The sequence below is a fragment of the Clostridium sp. genome (assembly GCF_026168755.1).
Taxonomy (GTDB): Bacteria; Bacillota; Clostridia; order Clostridiales; family Clostridiaceae; genus Clostridium.
This window is the reverse complement of record NZ_JAPFDR010000002.1, coordinates 38,575-56,334: the sequence shown is the minus strand read 5'-3', so window position 1 is coordinate 56,334 and position 17,760 is coordinate 38,575. Positions and strand designations below refer to the sequence as shown.

11 protein-coding genes are annotated in these 17,760 nt (G+C 27.7%); 10 read left to right on the top strand and 1 reads right to left on the bottom strand.

Annotated elements, in window-relative coordinates:
* Nucleotides 1-2: 2 nt before the first annotated feature.
* The 9 genes from Q0Y03_RS01460 to fliB all read left to right on the top strand — a co-directional run bounded on the left by Q0Y03_RS01460 (nt 3) and on the right by fliB (nt 16,516).
* Nucleotides 3-1,577 (top strand): pectinesterase, encoded by a 1,575-nt coding sequence (locus Q0Y03_RS01460; RefSeq protein WP_297712088.1) that lies wholly within the window; start codon nt 3-5, stop codon nt 1,575-1,577.
* 44 nt (nt 1,578-1,621) lie between these two features.
* Nucleotides 1,622-2,605 carry a MoxR family ATPase gene (locus tag Q0Y03_RS01455; protein WP_297712087.1) on the top strand — a complete coding sequence of 328 codons (984 nt, stop codon included), beginning with the start codon at nt 1,622-1,624 and terminating at the stop codon, nt 2,603-2,605.
* 3 nt (nt 2,606-2,608) lie between these two features.
* A complete protein-coding gene (locus Q0Y03_RS01450) occupies nt 2,609-3,493 on the top strand; it encodes a DUF58 domain-containing protein (RefSeq protein WP_297712086.1) in 885 nt (294 codons plus the stop codon).
* 11 nt (nt 3,494-3,504) lie between these two features.
* Nucleotides 3,505-5,295 (top strand): BatA and WFA domain-containing protein, encoded by a 1,791-nt coding sequence (locus Q0Y03_RS01445; protein WP_297712085.1) that lies wholly within the window; start codon nt 3,505-3,507, stop codon nt 5,293-5,295.
* A 13-nt stretch (nt 5,296-5,308) separates the two neighbouring features.
* Nucleotides 5,309-8,110, top strand: coding sequence for a VWA domain-containing protein (locus tag Q0Y03_RS01440; RefSeq protein ID WP_297712084.1), 2,802 nt, complete (start codon nt 5,309-5,311; stop codon nt 8,108-8,110).
* A gap of 227 nt (nt 8,111-8,337) precedes the next feature.
* Nucleotides 8,338-8,478, top strand: coding sequence for a hypothetical protein (locus Q0Y03_RS01435; protein WP_297712083.1), 141 nt, complete (start codon nt 8,338-8,340; stop codon nt 8,476-8,478).
* Entirely contained in the window at nt 8,432-14,440 is a 6,009-nt protein-coding gene (locus Q0Y03_RS01430) for a beta-N-acetylglucosaminidase domain-containing protein (protein WP_297712082.1), read from the top strand. Before Q0Y03_RS01435 ends, Q0Y03_RS01430 begins: the two co-directional genes overlap by 47 nt.
* Nucleotides 14,441-14,614: 174 nt before the next feature.
* Nucleotides 14,615-15,241 carry a hypothetical protein gene (locus tag Q0Y03_RS01425; RefSeq protein ID WP_297712081.1) on the top strand — a complete coding sequence of 209 codons (627 nt, stop codon included), beginning with the start codon at nt 14,615-14,617 and terminating at the stop codon, nt 15,239-15,241.
* Nucleotides 15,242-15,358: 117 nt separating this feature from the next.
* Nucleotides 15,359-16,516: a flagellin lysine-N-methylase gene (fliB, locus tag Q0Y03_RS01420; RefSeq protein ID WP_297712080.1), complete on the top strand. Its 1,158-nt coding sequence runs from the start codon at nt 15,359-15,361 to the stop codon at nt 16,514-16,516.
* Nucleotides 16,517-16,710: 194 nt separating this feature from the next.
* Here the strand turns inward: fliB and Q0Y03_RS01410 are convergent, their stop codons facing one another.
* Nucleotides 16,711-17,223 carry an ECF transporter S component gene (locus Q0Y03_RS01410; RefSeq protein WP_297712079.1) on the bottom strand — a complete coding sequence of 171 codons (513 nt, stop codon included), beginning with the start codon at nt 17,221-17,223 and terminating at the stop codon, nt 16,711-16,713.
* 165 nt (nt 17,224-17,388) lie between these two features.
* On the opposite strand from Q0Y03_RS01410, the gene Q0Y03_RS01405 reads away from it, so the two are divergent.
* A complete protein-coding gene (locus tag Q0Y03_RS01405) occupies nt 17,389-17,565 on the top strand; it encodes a hypothetical protein (protein ID WP_297712078.1) in 177 nt (58 codons plus the stop codon).
* Nucleotides 17,566-17,760: the final 195 nt, after the last annotated feature.

Here is a 17,760-nt window from a genome sequence, read left to right as displayed (position 1 = left end):
AGATGAATTCTTTAGATAAAGCTATATTAGAGTTTATAAATAAAGCTTCTAAAAGAATTAAGGCAAACTTCTTATTAAATTTAAGCATAGTAGGATTAAAGCTTCTACTATGCTTAATCTTTAGTTTGCTATTAATATCACTTTTTATAACAATTCCTTATATTGAGGAAATTTGTATAGGAATATTAGTAATAGGATTAATAATTATTTTAGTTTATGGTTTTATAAAAGCTCCTAAAAAAGATAAAGTTGCTCTTATGGTAGATTCTAAAGGTTTAGATGAAAGACTTATTACATCATTAGAACTTATAGGATGTGATGATAATATATCAATAGCTCAAAAGAAAGATACAGTAGAGAGTATTAAAAAGTTTGATATTAAAAAAATAAAAATTAGTGTAGATAAGAAGCAAGTTTTATTATCTTTAGGTTTAATAATAATGTGTATTTTAATAATGTTTGTACCTAGTACAGCAAGAAAAGAAGCACAAAAAATAAGAGACTTTAATAAATATCAAAAATCAGTAATAGAAAAGGTTGAAAAAGAAAAGAAGGAAATAGAAAAGTCAGAAGATTTATCAGATGAGGAAAAGGAAGAAGTTAAAAAACTTTTAGAAGATGCAGTAAAAGAATTAAAGGAAAGTGAAAAAAAGTCTGAGATAAATAAGACTTTAGAACGTTTAGAGAAAAAGCTAGAAGATAAAAAGGAAAAGTTGTCATCAGAGAAATCTAAAGAAGCATTAGAAAAGTCTAAAAATAAATTATTAGATGACTTTAATAAGGAAAAAGAAGCTGCTGCTAAAAAGGATATAAATAAGTTAGTAAATGAGTTAATGAAAAAAGAACAAAGCAAACCTCTAGCAGAAGCTATGTTAAATGGAGATGAAGATGCTATAAATAAAGAGTTATCAGGGATTCAAAATAAGTTAGGAAATATGAGTAGCTCGGAATTAAGTGAGCTATCAGAAGTTTTAAAGAATGCTGCCTTAGAAATGAGTGATGAAGAATTAGCAGAAGCCTTGAAAAATGCATCAAATTCAGTATTAGATAAAAAGCTTGATGAAGAAAGCTTATCAAATGCTATTTCAAAATCAGTAAATAATAGTAATGGACAAAATACTAGTAGTTCAAGTCAACAATCATCAGGCTCTGGGCAAAATCAAAGTCAGGGACAAGGCAATGGACAAGGTCAAGGTTCAGGAAGCGGACAGGGTTCTGGAAGTGGTCAAGGACAAGGTGGCTCAGGTGGAAATGGATCAGGATCAGGTTCAGGAACAGGATGGAATACTGGTAGTACTGTAGGTAAAGAAAATGATTTAGAAAATTCTACAGGAGAGCAAATATATATTCCAGGAAGAAATGAAGGTAGTGATGAAAATCTTACTGGCAATAAAAATGATAATGGAAATTCACAAGAAATAGAAAGTGAAAATGGATTTAATATAGGTGGAGAAAAGGTAGATTATGATAAGGTAATTGGAGATTATAGCAATAGTGCATTAGAAGGTGCTAATAATAGCAATTTACCACAAAGCTTAAAAGATCTTATAAAAAACTATTTCGAAGGATTAAATTAAAAAAGTATTGAAGAAATTACTGAAAAAATTATGAGGTGACAAAGATGGAAATTAATGAACAATCAATTATAGAAGTTTCAAAAAAGATAAAAAGATGTGAAAAGGAAATAGGGAAAGGAATAATTGGTCAAAAAGATACAATTAGAAATGTTTTAATAGCTATTTTTGCAGAAGGAAATGTGCTTTTAGAAGGTATGCCAGGTATGGGTAAAACTCAATTAGTTAAAACAATAGGAAAGGTATTAGATTTAAACTTTTCTAGAATTCAATTTACGCCTGATTTAATGCCTGCAGATGTTGTAGGAACTAATATTGTAGTAAAGGAAAATGATAATACAGTATTTAAGTTTGAAAAAGGACCTGTATTTACAAATCTTTTACTAGCAGATGAAATTAATAGAGCTACTCCAAAAACTCAATCTGCACTTTTAGAAGCAATGGGAGAAAAAACAGTAACTGTAGGTAAAACAACATATCAAATGCCAAAGCCATTTATGGTATTAGCCACTCAAAATCCTATAGAGCAAGAAGGTACTTATCCTCTTCCAGAAGCTCAACTTGATAGATTTTTATTTAAACTTAATGTAGAATTTCCTACTTTAGATGAATTAAAAGAAATCATGGATTTAACATTAACTAATAAAAGCCTTGAGCTTACTAATGTTTTAGAGGGAAATGAAATAGTAGAACTTAGAAATATTATTAAGGAAATTAAAATTGCAGAACCAGTAAAAGAATATGCTTTAAAGTTAATACTTGCAACACATCCAGAACTAGAAAGTGGAGCTGATATAGCTAAAAAATATGTAGAAGCAGGAGCAGGTCCAAGAGCTGCACAAGGTATTATTGCTGGGGCAAAGGTAAGAGCAGTTATGGAAGGAAGATTAAATGTATCTTTTGAAGATATAAAAGAGCTTGCATACCCAGTATTAAGACACAGAATTATATTAAACTTTGATGCTATAACTGAAGGATTAAATGAAGAAGCTATAATTTCTAAAATTTTAGAAGACTTAAAGGTAGTGTAAAAAATGAGTGAAAAGATGTTTAATGAGGATTTCTTTAAAAAGCTAAATAAAATTAATATGTATATAAATTTTAAGCTTAGTGGAGGTACTCAAGGAGGAAGAAAATCAAAAGCAAAAGGTGTATCAGTAGAGTTCTCAGATTATAGGGAATATGCACCAGGTGATGATTTTAGAAGAATAGATTGGAATGCCTATGGAAGATTCGATAAATTTTTCATAAAAGTATTTATGGAAGAAAGAGAAGGTGTATTTAACTTTTTTATTGATAAAAGCAAATCTATGGATTATGGAAAAGATAATAAAAAAGATACAGCTTTAAAAATAGTAGCAGCTTTAAGTTATATTGCCTTAAGTAATTTAGATAGAGTAAATATAAGTACAATGAATAATGGAGTAATAGAAAGTTTAAAGACTGGTACTGGTAATAGAGGTTTTCAAAAAATATTAAGAGATTTAGAAAATATAACTTTTGATGGAACAACTGATTTAAGTGAAAGTATAAAGAAAAGACCTTTAAATTTAAGAGGAATATCTATTGTAGTATCAGATTTTTTAAATAATTCAGGATTAGAAAGCCTAGAGGCTGGCTTAAAATATTTAGCTTATAAAAAACAAGAAATAATTTTAGTGCAAGTACTATGTGAAGAAGAAATAAACCCAGAGTTTAATAATGAAATAACTTTAATTGATAGTGAAACTGGAGAAAATATAAAGCTTAGTGTTACACCATCATTAATAAAGGATTATAAAGAAACATTAAAAAAATATAATGACAGTATTGAAGCTTTAGCAAGAAAGTATGGTGGAAAGCTTATAACTGTTAATTCATCTATGAATATAGAAGAAATAATATTAAATGAATTTAGTAAACGAAAAGTATTGTATTAGGGGGAAAGAATATGGGCTTTACTAATTTATGGCCATTATTTTTATTATTAACTATTCCTCCAGTAATAATGCTTTATATATTAAAGCGTAAATATAAAGAAGAGGTTATATCTTCATCTTTATTATGGAAGGAAGTATATAAAAATACTAGAGCCAATACACCATGGGAAAAGTTTAAAAAGAATATAATGCTGTTACTACAGATTATAATTATTTTAAGTGTTATTTTAGCTCTTATGAGCCCTTTTATTAGTATAGGAGGAAAGAGCTATAAAAATGTAATAATGGTAATAGATAATACTGCTAGTATGAATACCATATATGATGATAGCAATAGTAGATTAGAGCAAGGGAAAACACTTGCTAAGGAGTATTTAAATAGTACTAAGGAAGGTACAAATACTTATATTATTTCTTATGATGGGACTTCAAATTTACTTTTAAATGGAGAGTTTAATAAGGCTAATGCATCTTCTATTATTGATAAAATAAGTAAAACTTATGGCAGTGGTGATATAAGTGATGTAGTGTCATTTGTTAAAGCTATAGGTGATGGAATTGGAGAAGAATATGAAGCATTAATTTTTACAGATAAACAAGTGGCTATTTCAGATATAAATGGGAGAATAGTTTATTTAGGTAATAGTGGATTAAATGCTTCTGTAGATAATGTTTCTCATAAATTTGTAGATGATAAAGTTAAAGTTATAGCTAATGTAACTAATAATGGAGATAGCTTATATGAAGGAGATTTCTCTTTGTATAATTGTGAAGAATTAGCAGCAGTAGAAGGAGTAACTTTACAAGTTGGAGAAAGTAAAACTTTATCTTTTGAGTTAGATTCTTTAAATTCTGATTATTTAAAAGGTGAATTATCAAGAAAAGATATATTAATGGAAGATAATACTTATTATCATGTTGTTAACGAAAATAAAGTGAAGAAAATATTATTAGTTACAGATGAAAATATATTTTTAGAAAAGGCTTTTGGAAGTATTGAAAATACAGAAGTTTATAAAACTAATGATGTATCTAATATAACAGATAATGATGAGTATGATCTTTATGTATTTGATAATAAAATGCCAGAAGTTATGCCAAGAAAGGGTAGTATATTATTTATAAATCCTAATTCAAATGAATTTTTTAATGTATTAGAAGGCGGAGAAATGGGTCAGGCTACAGCTGTTAAGGGATCAGTTTCTAGTTATTTAGAAGATACACAATTTACATTGTCAGAATATAAAATAATAGAAACACCATACTATGGTACTAATATACTTACTATAGATGATAATTCTATTGGATTTAAAGGTGAAATAAATGATAGAAAAATAGCGGCATTATCTTTTGATTTACATTCAACTGATTTTGCTCTTAAAAAGGAATTCCCGATTCTTATATATGAACTTGGAGAAGAATTAATTTCTACTGGAATGGTATATAGTAATAACTTTAAAGCTGGAGAAAAAATAGTAGTTAAATCTTCAGACTTTGAAAATGAAATAAATGTAACTTATCCTAATGGAGATATTAAAGATTTAAAATCAGGTGAAGAAGTAAATGGGGAATTAGCTTTAGGTATATATAAAATAAATCAAAATAATAATAATGAAAGTTTTGCGGTAAACTTCCCAACTTCAAGTGAAAGTAATACTTCAGTAGAAACAATTGGAGAAAATGATAATATAGTTCATGGTAAAAGCAATTTAAAAAGCGGATTTAATTTAACACCAATATTTATATTATTAGCTATGTTAGTAGTTGCTTTTGAATGGATATTATACAAGAAAGGTAATTAGGAGGAGATAATAAATGAAATTAGATATAGGAAACTTATACTTTTTAATATTGATTCCAATACTTATCTTCTTTGTTTACTATAGTGTGAAAAAGTTTAGGAGTAGCAGCAAAAACGATACTTTAATATTAATAAGTAGAATAGTAATTTTCACCTTATTATTACTATCATTTGCAAATATAACAATAAGTATTAAGGGGAAAAATATTTCAACAGTATTTTTATTAGATGTATCAGAAAGTATTAGTTCTTTTAAAGATAGTGGGGAAAGTTTTATAAATAATGCATTAGAAATAATGCCTAAAGGAAATAAAGCTGGAGTAATATTATTTGGTGATAATGCAAAAGTAGATAAGATTATAGATAACAAAGCTTCCTATAAGAGCTTAAATTCAAGTCTAGTTTCTACAGCAACTAATATTCAAAGTGCAGTAGAAACAGCAATAACATTATTTGAGGATGGTACATCTAAAAGGATAGTTCTTATAACTGATGGAGAAGAAAATAAAGGTGATATATTAAAATCAATTCCATTAATTAATGCAGAAAATATAGATTTAAAAGTATATAAGGTTAGTGGAGAAAGTGGTAATGAAATTTATGTGGATAATGTAACTATTCCAGATAATATTGCCATTGGAGAAGAATTTTCTGTACAAATAGATTTACAATCTAATTATTCTACATCAGCAAAGCTTACTCTTTTTAGTGGAAGAGAAAAGGTTGGAGAGCAAGTTGTTGAAGTAAAAAAAGGTAGTAATTCCTTTATATTTAGAGATGTTCAAAATAGTGGAGGCTTTAAAAGCTATAGAGTTACAGTAGAAGCAGAAGGGGATACTAATAAAGTAAATAACGAATATAGTGCTTATACTAATGTAGTTGATAAACCTAATATTTTAATAATAAATGGAGTAAAAGGTGATGCAACAGCTCTAGAGGAAATATTAAAAAATGGTGGAGCTAATATAAAAACTATTTCTCCAAATTCATCACTAAGCACATTAAATGAACTTTTAGAATATAAAGCAATAGTTTTAAATAATGTTTATAAAGATGATTTAACTAATGGATTTATGGACAACATAGAAAGTTATGTTAAAGACTATGGTGGTGGAGTTGTAACCTTTGGAGGAGAAGATTCTTATGCTCTTGGAGGATATAAAGATACAGCATTAGAAACTATACTTCCTGTAAATATGGATAAGAAGGGCAAAAATGAAGTGCCTTCTATAAGTATTAATTTAATTATAGATAAGTCTGGAAGTATGAGTGCAGAAGGAGGAGGGGTTAGTAAATTAACTCTTGCAAAGGAAGCTGCAATGAAGGCTATAGATAATTTAAGAGAAATAGATTATATATCTGTAATAGCTTTTGATGATACTTTTGATGTTGTAGTTCCAACTCAAAAGGTTACTGATAAGGATTATATAAAGGAGCTTATATCAGGAATACAAATAAGAGGTGGAACATCAATATATCCAGCACTTGAAAAAGGATATAATCTTCAGTTAGAAAGTGATGCAAAAATAAAGCATACTATATTATTAACTGATGGACAGGATTCAATTCCTTACTCAACTTATGAAGAGCTTTTAAGTAAATTTAATAATGAAAATATAACATTATCAACAGTTGCTGTAGGAAGTGATTCTAATTCAAATCTTTTAAGTGATTTAGCAACAGCAGGAAATGGTAGAAGTTATTATACTGATATTTATACAGATATTCCAAGAATATTTGCTCAAGAAGTGTTAATGTCTGTAGGAACTTATATAATAAATGAAGAATTTACTCCAAGTATATTAAGTAATCATGAAGTATTAGCAGGAGTACAAACTTCAGAAGGTATTCCATCATTACTTGGATATATAGGTGCATCTTTAAAGGATGATGCAATTGAAATATTAAGTTCTAATAGAGATGAGCCAATACTTGCAGTAAGACAATATGGAATAGGGAAAACTGTAAGCTTTACAAGTGATATTGATGGAAGTTGGAGTAAAAATTATTTAACTTGGGAATATGGCCCTCAATTAATTAAAAATATAGTTTATTATTCAATACCATCTTATGGTGAAGAGGGTCATTTATCTATAACTCAGGATGGAAATGAAGCTAAGGTTGAGTATTATAATGATAATGTTGACTCTAACACTAAAGTAACAGGTGTTTATAATGGAGAGGATGGTACACAAGGTGAGTTTACATTAACTCAAAGTGAACCAGGGAAATTTGAAGCTAATGTTCCATTAAGTGAGTTAGGATTTTATAATTTTAATATAAGGCAACAAGAGGGAGAAAATATAACTAGTACCTATAAAGGGGCCTTTGCACTTAAATATTCTGATGAATATAAGTTTAATACTAATTCAGTTAAGTTAGATTCTCTTGTAAGTGAAACTGATGGATCTTTTATAAATAAACCTGAAGAAGTTTTTGAAGGAAAACTTGAAAAGGAATATAAGAAAATTAATTTGACTAATTTACTTCTTATATTAGCATTAATGTTATTCTTATTTGATATAGCTTATAGAAGATTGAATTTAGATTTTTCTAAGTATATTAAGATAAACATTAGAAATAAGAAAAAGAAAGTTAATGAAAATAATTTTCTTAAAGAAGAGATGTCAATAGAAAAAGAAAGAAATAATATAAAGACTGATGATATAGCTAGCGATGATAGTATAAAAGAGAAGGTTAAGAAAAAAGATAAAAATCCTAAGGCAAAAAAGAAGAAGAAAGAAGAAACTCCTAAGCCTAAAACTCTTGATACTAGTGCATTGCTTAAAAAGAAAAATGATAGAAATGGTATATAATTAATACCACAGGAGGAAGGGAAAATTCCTTTCTTTTAGGAGAAAAACTGCTGCAAAGTATATGATTTTGTAGCAGTTTTTTTATTTTTTTATAGTGTATACTAACGTTTTATTTTGCTTTTTTTAATGTATTAATATTTATGTTTATTTAAAATATTAGAAAATCAAATTTTACTAAAGTTAAAAAAGAACTTATTTAAAAAAATTTATATATAGAAAACTTGTAAATGTTTACTCAAAAATATATAATTACATTATATGGTAAAATGCTTGTTTATGAATTAACTTTAAAATCATTATATGAAAATAATAGGGGGAAAAATGAGAAGAGAGATGTTAAAAAGGTTGCTAGCAACAACAATGGTTAGTATATTTATTATCAATGGTTTAACTATAACTAAGGTTGATGCATTTACTGATAAAAATAATCAAGTTAGTATATCATTGCCTAAATTAAATCCAGCTCCTAAAAATATAGAAGTTAATGAAGAAATATTAACAATTACATCAACAGTTAATCTACAAGGAAAAGACTTGGCAGATGAAGATGCAATAAGAGTTTTAAAAGAGTTTTTAAGCGAAAATAATATTGTAATTAATGAATCATATGATGAATCATCAACTACGTTAATAATTGGTGAGGTAGAGGATGATATAAAAGAAATGGATGAAGCTAAGGAAAGAATTGGAGTTTCAGGTACTGAAGGCTTAAAAGATGAGGGGTATGTACTTGCTGTTGATTCTAATGATGGTAGAAATGGAACTATTTTAATTGAAGGTAAAGATGAAGATGGTACTTTTTATGGTGTTAAAACATTGACTCAGATGATTACCAATACAGGAAGTAAGGTATATTCTAATGATGTTGTTATAACTGATGAGCCAAATATGAAAACAAGAGGTATAGTTGAAGGATTTTATGGAACACCTTGGACACATGAAGATAGATTAGATCAAATAAGATTTTATGGTGAAAATAAAATGAATACTTATATTTATGCACCAAAGGATGATCCATATCATAGAGAGAACTGGAGAGATGAATACCCTGAAAGTGAAATGAAAAGAATGAATGAACTTATTAAAACTTCAAATGAAAACAAGGTTGATTTTGTTTTTGCAATTTCTCCGGGTATAGATATTAGATTTGATGGGGAAGAAGGTGAAGAGGATTTTCAAGCTTTAGTAAGTAAATGTGAATCATTATATGATATGGGAGTTAGAAGCTTTGCTATATTATTTGACGATATAAATAATAAAGATGGTGTTAAACAAGCAGAGTTATTAAATAGATTTAATGAGGAATTTATTAAAGCAAAAGGTGATGTTAAACCTCTTATAACTGTTCCAACAGAATATGATACCCATGTTATGGGAGGGTCAATTGATGAATTAAAGCAATATACAAAGGATTTCTCATCTACATTAAGTAGTGACATAATGGTTATGTGGACAGGTTCTGTAGTTGTACCGGAAGGAATAGATAAAGAAAATGTAGACTTCGTAAAGGCTATATATGGAGATAGAATGGGAATATGGTGGAATTATCCTGTTACTGATTATATGAAAGAAAAATTAGCTTTAGGTCCAGTATATAATGTAGATACGTCATTAGGGGAAGAAATAGATTTCTTTGTAATGAACCCAATGGAACATGCAGAACTTTCAAAGATAGCATTATCAACAGGTGCAGACTATGCTTGGAATACATCTGAATATGATTATCAAGAATCTTGGAAAAAATCAATAGAAATGATGTATGGAGATTTAGCACCATATATGATAACTTTTGCAGATCACTCATCAAGAATGGAAGCAAGCTGGGCTTCTACTGGTAGAGGAGATGCACCAGAGGTAAGACAAACTATGGATGAGTTACTTAGAAAAATAGTTAAAGGACAAGATGTTACTACTGAAATTGAAATATTGAATAAAGAGTTTAAGGATATGATTGAAGCTGCTGATGTATTAAAGAAAAAGTTACCTGATAATATTTTATCTCATTGTAGAGAAAACTTAGATAAATTAAAACTTTTAGGGGAGAATGATAAATTAGCTTTAGATTATTTAATAGCTAAGAGAGATAAAAATACCTTAGAAGTAGAAAGATTAGAAGACTTATTAAATGATAATTTATCAAGTTTAAATAGTGGTAAGAAGCTTTCAGAAAAAACTGCATTAGAATTTATAACTGAAGCCTTAAATATCGATTTTAATGCAAAAGCAAATTTTGATGTTTCAAGTACTTTTGTGGTACCAGGGCAAGAAGTTAAATTTACAAATTTAAGTTCAATGGCGTCATCAGAATTTGAATGGACATTTAAAGGAGTTAATATTGAAACTAGTACTGAGGAAAATCCAACAGTAGTTTATGAAAAGGAAGGAATATATTCAGTAACATTAAAGGCTAAAAATATATTAGGTAATGATGTCATTGTTAAAGAAGGGTTAATTACAGTTTCAAACTCTGCAAATACTGAAAAAACTAATCTTGCTTTAGGGAAGTCAGTAACTGCATCAAGTTCAGTAGCCGGATCAGAAGCACCAGAAATGGCTGTTGATGGAAAATCAAATACTAAGTGGTGTGCTAATAAGGGAAATACTCATACATTAACTATAGATTTAGGAAAGATAGATACAATAACAGATGTAGTTATAAAACATTCAGAAGCGGGTGGAGAATCAGCTTCCATGAATACAAAGGCTTATAGAATTCTAACTAGTTTAGATGGGGAGAATTATAATGAAGTGGTAAATGTTACTAATAATACAGCTGGCGTAACTACTGATAAAATTCCTGTGACTAAAGCTAAGTATGTTAAATTAATAGTAGATGAACCTACTCAAGGTAGTGATAATGCCGCAAGAATTTATGAAGTAGAAGTAATGGGAGTAGAGGGTGATATTGAATTACCACCTATATATGTAGTTCCAGGCGAAGAAAAAGAACCTATAGTTTATCCAGTACCTCAAGAAACTATTTATTTATCTGAGGAAGGTATGGAGTTAGTAGGAGATGTTAATGTTGTAATTCATGGGGAGCAAGAAGAAGCAACATTAGGAAAGTTAGAAGAAATATTAAAAGAAAATAATATAAGTTACAATATTTCAGAAGAGGTTGCAAATGATAAGGCAAATATAGTATTAACATCAGATAAAAATCATTGCGATAATTGCGTAGATACTGAGTTATTAGAAGATGAAGCTTTAAAAAATAAAGAAGGCTATGTAATAAAAACTAGTAATGATGAAAATGATAAAGGTAATATATCTATAGTTGCTGCAGATAGTGAAGGAGCATATTATGGGGTATTAAGCTTAGGACAAATTTTAGAGAAAGCATCAAATAATAAAATTGTAGAAGTTGTTATTAGTGATTATCCAGAAATCGAATTTAGAGGATTTATTGAAGGATTCTACGGAACACCATGGAGTCATGAAGATAGAATAAGTCTTATGAAAGATACTAGTGAATATAAGATGAACACTTATATTTATGCACCAAAGGATGATCCTTATCATAGAAGTAACTGGAAAGATTTATATCCAAAAGAAGAAGCTAAGCAAATACAAGAGCTTGCTAAAGTAGGAACAGAAAATAATATTAATTTCTGTTGGACAATCCATCCAGGAGCAACATTACAATTTACTGAAGATGATTTTGATGCTCTTATAGCAAAATATGAACAATTATACGATTTAGGAGTAAGACAATTTGGTGTTTTATTTGACGATACAGATGATTGGGTTAATGGGCAAAAGCAAGCTGAATGGATAAATAGAATTGATACTGAGTTTGTAAAAGCTAAGGGTGACGTTGCACCGATGATAGTTATTTCAGCAAGATATAATTCTGCATGGGGTCCAAATATGGATAGATACTTTAAGCCATTTATGGAAACTTTACATTCAGATATTCAAGTAATGTGGACAGGACATGCAACAATGTCTAATATATCTAAGGATGTAATGGAATGGCCAAAAACACAAACTGGAGTTGATAAGGATTTAGCAGTTTGGTGGAATTATCCAGTTAATGATTATTGTGATTCTAGAATTCTTATGGCACCATTACACAATTTAAGTACAGACTTAAATAATGTTAGTGGATTCTTCTCAAATCCTATGAACCAAGCAGAAGCTTCTAAGGTCGCTTTATATAGTATAGCTGATTATACTTGGAATACTGATGAGTTTGATTATATGAAGAGTTGGGAAAATTCAATAGAAAAGCTTGTTCCAGAAATAAAAGAAGAATTTATGAGATTTGCAAGTAATATATGCTATTTAAAAGATGATGGTGGAGCAAGTGGTGCCTTTGAATATGATGAGTCTTGGTATTTGGCTGAAAAGATAGATGCATTAAAGAGTGCAATTTATAATAATGAGCAATTAGTTGATAAAGCAAATGATTTATTAACTGAGTTTAATATTATTGTATCAGATTATGATGTTATTAAAGAGAATATAAATAATGATAATTTATTTTCAGAAATTGAACCGTTTTTAAATTCATATAAAGCTTTAGGTGAAGCGGGTGTAGCAGCAATGCAAGCATTAATTGTTGCAGAAGAAGGGAAGATAGAAAAATGGCTTGATAATAGCAATTTAGCTAATGAAAAGTTAGATTTAATGGACACATTCACTGTTGATAGATTAGAAGATGGTACTATAACACCTTATACAGTAGCTGTAGGAGAAAAGAGACTTAAACCACTTATTAATGAAGTTATAACTGTTTCAAGAGATATAATTTCTAAAACTATATTTAAAGAAATAACTCCAAAAGTTATATCATCAATAAAAGATTTAAATATTGATGTAAAGTTTGAAAATGGAGAATATACTATAGGTGGAATCACAGCTTTAGAGCTTAATAAGGATGAATATGTTGGAATAGCACTTCCTAAGGCAAATAAATTATCAAAAGTTATAATTAATGCAAGTGATTATGAAGGATTAGTGCTTGAATACTCATTAAATGGAATAGAATGGTCTGAAGCTGAAACAAATATTACTGATGGAGTAATGAGTAGTAATAATAGCATAGTTGCAACATTTGTTAGAATAGTAAATAAAGGTGATAATAAGAAGACCATAGATGTTAATAAAATAGTTCCTGATGCAGATGATAATTATGTAGAACTAGTAACAGGTGATTTGGAAGGTAGAGTAGATTACTTATACGATGGTGATTTATCTACAGCATTTGAAGCTGAAATTAATAAAACTACTCAATCATTAGTTTATAAGATGACAAGGATAACAAATGTAGGAAATATATTATTCTTGCAAGATAAGGATAATATAAGCCAAGCTACTGTAAGTGTAAAAAATACAAATGGTGTTTGGAAAAAGGTTGGAATATTAGGAAAACAATTAAGTGATATAGAAGTTAATGATGACATTTTAGAAGTTAAGATAGAATTTGATATTAATAATCCATCACCAAAAATTTATGAAATAGTAGTAAATGAAAATACTGAAGTTGATGAAGAAGTATTTAAAGATCATTTACAAATAGCTGTTGATATGGCAAATGAAATTACTGATGAAGATTTAGAAAAGATTGTTCCTATAGTTGCAGAAGAATTTAAGGAATCACTAGCTAAAGCCATAGAAGTTTTAAATAATTCTAATGCGACTCAAGAAGAAGTTAATGCTGCTTTTGATAGATTAGCTGCTGCAATGCAAAAATTATCATTCTATAAGGGAGACAAGGAAAAATTAATTAATCTAATAGATAAGATTAGTAAATTAAATAAAGATGAGTTTATACCATCAACTTGGAACAACTTAGAAATAGTTCTATCAGATGTGAATAAAATTATTGATGATGTAAATGCTTTAGAAAATGAAGTAAAAGAAGGATACAATAAATTAGTGAAAGCTTATCTTGAATTAAGATTAAAACCAAATAAGGATAAATTACAAGATTTAATTAATAAAGCAGAAGCATTGGATTCAAGCAAGTATACAGAAGAGAGTTTTAGTAATGTAGTTAATGCGTTAGAAATGGCAAAGTTAGTACTTGCTAACGAAGATGCAACTGAAGAAGAAGTTAATAATACTAAGAGTGCTTTAGAGTTATCATTAGGAAGGTTAGTTGAAAAAAGTACAGATAAGCCAGGTGATAATAATTCAAACAATGATGATAATAGTTCAAATAATGTCACTAATGGAAGTAACAGTAGTGGAAATAGTAATAATAGTACTAATACTAATAAAAACTATTTACCTAAAACAGGTGGAAGTTCAGCAGGGGTAATTGGAGTTTTGGGTGTAATGATATCTGCCATAGGAGCAAGTTTGTTTAAAAAGAAAAAATAGAAACTAGAAAATAGATACTCCCTTAGATTTAAGGAAATAAACCCTTTTATCTAAGGGAGTATTTATCTATTTTTTTATTAGAGTGAAAAATACTAAATTGAATAGTTAAAAATAAGTAGAATAGAAATGTAAAGAATCATAGGATAATATAAAATAATTATGGAGGAAAAGTTATTGAAGAAAAAAAGAAGGAAGAAATGCAAAAATAATTGTAATTGTGATCCATTAGAAAATTTTGAACTACCTCCATGTGCTAAATTTTTAGGAAGTCCTAATCCTTTAGTAAAGGATGGTGAAATTTTATATAGAAATATTAATAGATTATATTTATTTTTAACATATAATTATTCAAAGTTTAGTAATCAAAGTTACAATCCAATAAATCCAGCTACCTTTAATGTAAATACAAATGCAAATTTACAAATAGATTTATATTGTTTTACTATAGGTTTATATATTAATGAAGTAGAAAAAGAAAATATAAAGTTTGATAGTAGTGTAAAGATTCATGATGATGAAAATGCAGATGAATTTATAAAAAAAGTTATGGGTAATAATTATGATTTAGATAGATCATTTATTCCAGCTTTAACATATGTAGTTTCAAATTCTAATGCAGTAATTCCATTTTTTTCAGGAGTTATAGATATAAGTATTACTAATTTTTATATTATTCTCATGCTGAGCAGATTTTATACTGATTACGGATTGTTATTTTCTGATAATGCTTATGTCACAAATGATTTTATTAATAGAACACTTGCTAATATTTATGTTGAATTTAATAAATGTAGACAATAAATAGTAGATTTAGTTAATAAATATATGAATTTAGAAGCTTGATAGTATAATTAATAAATATTAAAATGAAATCTGAAAGATATTTAGGTTTAATAACGTAAGATGTGAGGTTAGAAAATGAAAATAAGAGTACCAGAATATTTTAAAGATTTTAAATGTATAGCATCAGAATGTGAAGATACATGTTGTGCAGGTTGGGGAATAGTAATTGATGATGAAACTTATTCAAAGTATCAAAAGGTAGATGGAGCATTTGGTGATAGATTAAAAAATGAAATAGTACATGATGCTGGAGAAAATATATTTATATTAAAAGGAAATGACTGTCCATTTTTAAATGAAAATAAGCTATGTGATATATACAATGAACTTGGAGAAGATGGACTTTGTTATACATGTAGACAATATCCAAGATATTTAGAGGAGTTTGGAAGCTTACGTGAAATAGGAATTTCTTTATCATGTCCAGAGGCTGCTAGAATAATATTAAGAGATTCTAAGCAGGCCATATTTGAATTAAGTGAAAATGATGAAGAAGTTAGTGGATATAATGATATTAATGCAAGACTTTATATAGAACTTATGCAATGTAGAAAGATAGTTTTTGATATTCTTCAAGATAGAAATCTTGAATTAAATACTAGGGCAGCAATAGTTCTTTCTTTTGCTAAAGAAATTCAAGACAAGATAGATGAAAATAAAATAGGTGATATTAAAGCTATTAGAGAAAAATATAGCAACGAAGGCTTTATAAAGGAACTTTTATGTAATTTAGAACAATATAAAAATAAAGAAGATGATAAATATAATTATATGCATGAATACTTTAATGTATTTAAAAATTTAAAACATATAAATCCAAATGATCCCTTAGGTTTAGATGATGCTATAAGATATTTTTGGCAAAATGAAGAGGATAAAGAAATATACTTACTTAAGAATAAAGACTTTGATAAATACTATGAAAAATCAAAGTATAAGTTTGAGAATATCTTAGTTTATTTTATATTTAGATACTTTATGAAGGCTGTTTTTGATTATGATGTATCAGCAAAAGTAAAAACAGCTATAGTGAGTTATTTGATGATTAAAGAGCTATCAGTAGTAAGATTTACTGAAGAAGATGATTTTACAGATGTTGATATAGTTGATATAGCTCATACTTATTCAAAGGATATTGAGCATTTAGAAGAGAATATAGAATCTTTAGCTGAGTTATTTGAAACTAATGAAGTTTTTTCTGTAGAAGAAATGATAGTAACTTTAATGAATTAAAAAATTTAATATTTTAAAAGAGTTCAATATTTTTTATGTAATAATTTTTGAATCATTGAAGGGTAGCAATAAAGTTTATTGATGCTAATTACAGAATAGTGCAGATTCATCAACTAATATAATACCTCCATTAATGTTTTATGTAGGTATTATATTAGTATTTATGAAAAAGTATAAGCTATAATATGATAAGACTAATCAGTTTTTAGTTTGTTTAATATATTAGATTTTTCAAGTACAGTAGCTAAAACAACAGCCAATGCTATTCCAACTATAGATTGAATAATATTAGCTGGAACTGAAGCAAGTGCTCCTGCAAACCCATATAGTATAGTTTCAACTAAACAATATCCACCTACTTGAAAAGTACAACCTATAATAGCTCCAAGAATCCAAGCAAATTTAGTTTTATTAATTAAATTTTCAGCAATTGTAGCAATAATCAATACCATAATAGCCTTAATTAAAAATGTAGGAATAATATATTGCATATATCCGCTTAATAAATCACATAATGCAGCTCCTAAGCCGGCAGCTAAAGCGCCTTTTTTCTTTCCTAAAATTAAAGCAGATATAATAACCATGGAATCACCTATATGGGTATATCCATTTAAGGAAGGAATTTTAATTAAAAAAGTTGATATAAAAACTAATGCAGCCATAATTGCAATGTTAGTTATATCTTTAGTACTAATATGTTTTTTCATTATAGTAGCCTCCAATAAAATTTAATAATTATAAAATACCCTAACAATGTAGAAATTGCTAGTGTATGGGTACAATGAAATTAATGAAATAAAAATTATTGCGATAAAATAAGAAAGTAATGTATAATATAGAAAATTAAATTAAAGAATAAGGAGCAATGATGTATGAGTGAAAATAATAATGTAAGATTAGGTCTTATTGAGTTATACAAGAACAAAGTAAGATACATAGGATTTACACAAAAAGATTTAGATGAAAAATATAATAGCAAATTCTTATCACAAGAAGAGTATGATATACTAAGTGATTTTTATAAGGAATATATAAAAAATAATAACTAGTAAGTAGTGAAAAGACATTTATTTATATGTAAGTGTCTTTTTTTATGGTAACTAATCGAAAAATAGGCTATAAAGTAATTACTCTATGTTTATATTATAAAAATAAAAAAAGAAGTTTGAAAATAGTTTATTGACATAAAATATAATTGAGTGTAGAATTGAAATCTTTAGTATGTTAAAATAAGGAAGCTGAAA

Bases quoted from the DNA above. Each gene is read 5' to 3' on its own strand.
- Q0Y03_RS01430 (WP_297712082.1), top strand. From the start codon at position 8,432: ATGAGAAGAGAGATGTTAAAAAGGTTGCTAGCAACAACAATGGTTAGT.
- fliB (WP_297712080.1), top strand. From the start codon at position 15,359: ATGAAAATAAGAGTACCAGAATATTTTAAAGATTTTAAATGTATAGCA.
- Q0Y03_RS01450 (WP_297712086.1), top strand. From the start codon at position 2,609: ATGAGTGAAAAGATGTTTAATGAGGATTTCTTTAAAAAGCTAAATAAA.
- Q0Y03_RS01445 (WP_297712085.1), top strand. From the start codon at position 3,505: ATGGGCTTTACTAATTTATGGCCATTATTTTTATTATTAACTATTCCT.
- Q0Y03_RS01460 (WP_297712088.1), top strand. From the start codon at position 3: ATGAATTCTTTAGATAAAGCTATATTAGAGTTTATAAATAAAGCTTCT.
- Q0Y03_RS01405 (WP_297712078.1), top strand. From the start codon at position 17,389: ATGAGTGAAAATAATAATGTAAGATTAGGTCTTATTGAGTTATACAAG.
- Q0Y03_RS01455 (WP_297712087.1), top strand. From the start codon at position 1,622: ATGGAAATTAATGAACAATCAATTATAGAAGTTTCAAAAAAGATAAAA.
- Q0Y03_RS01435 (WP_297712083.1), top strand. From the start codon at position 8,338: ATGTTTACTCAAAAATATATAATTACATTATATGGTAAAATGCTTGTT.
- Q0Y03_RS01410 (WP_297712079.1), bottom strand. From the start codon at position 17,223: ATGAAAAAACATATTAGTACTAAAGATATAACTAACATTGCAATTATG.
- Q0Y03_RS01440 (WP_297712084.1), top strand. From the start codon at position 5,309: ATGAAATTAGATATAGGAAACTTATACTTTTTAATATTGATTCCAATA.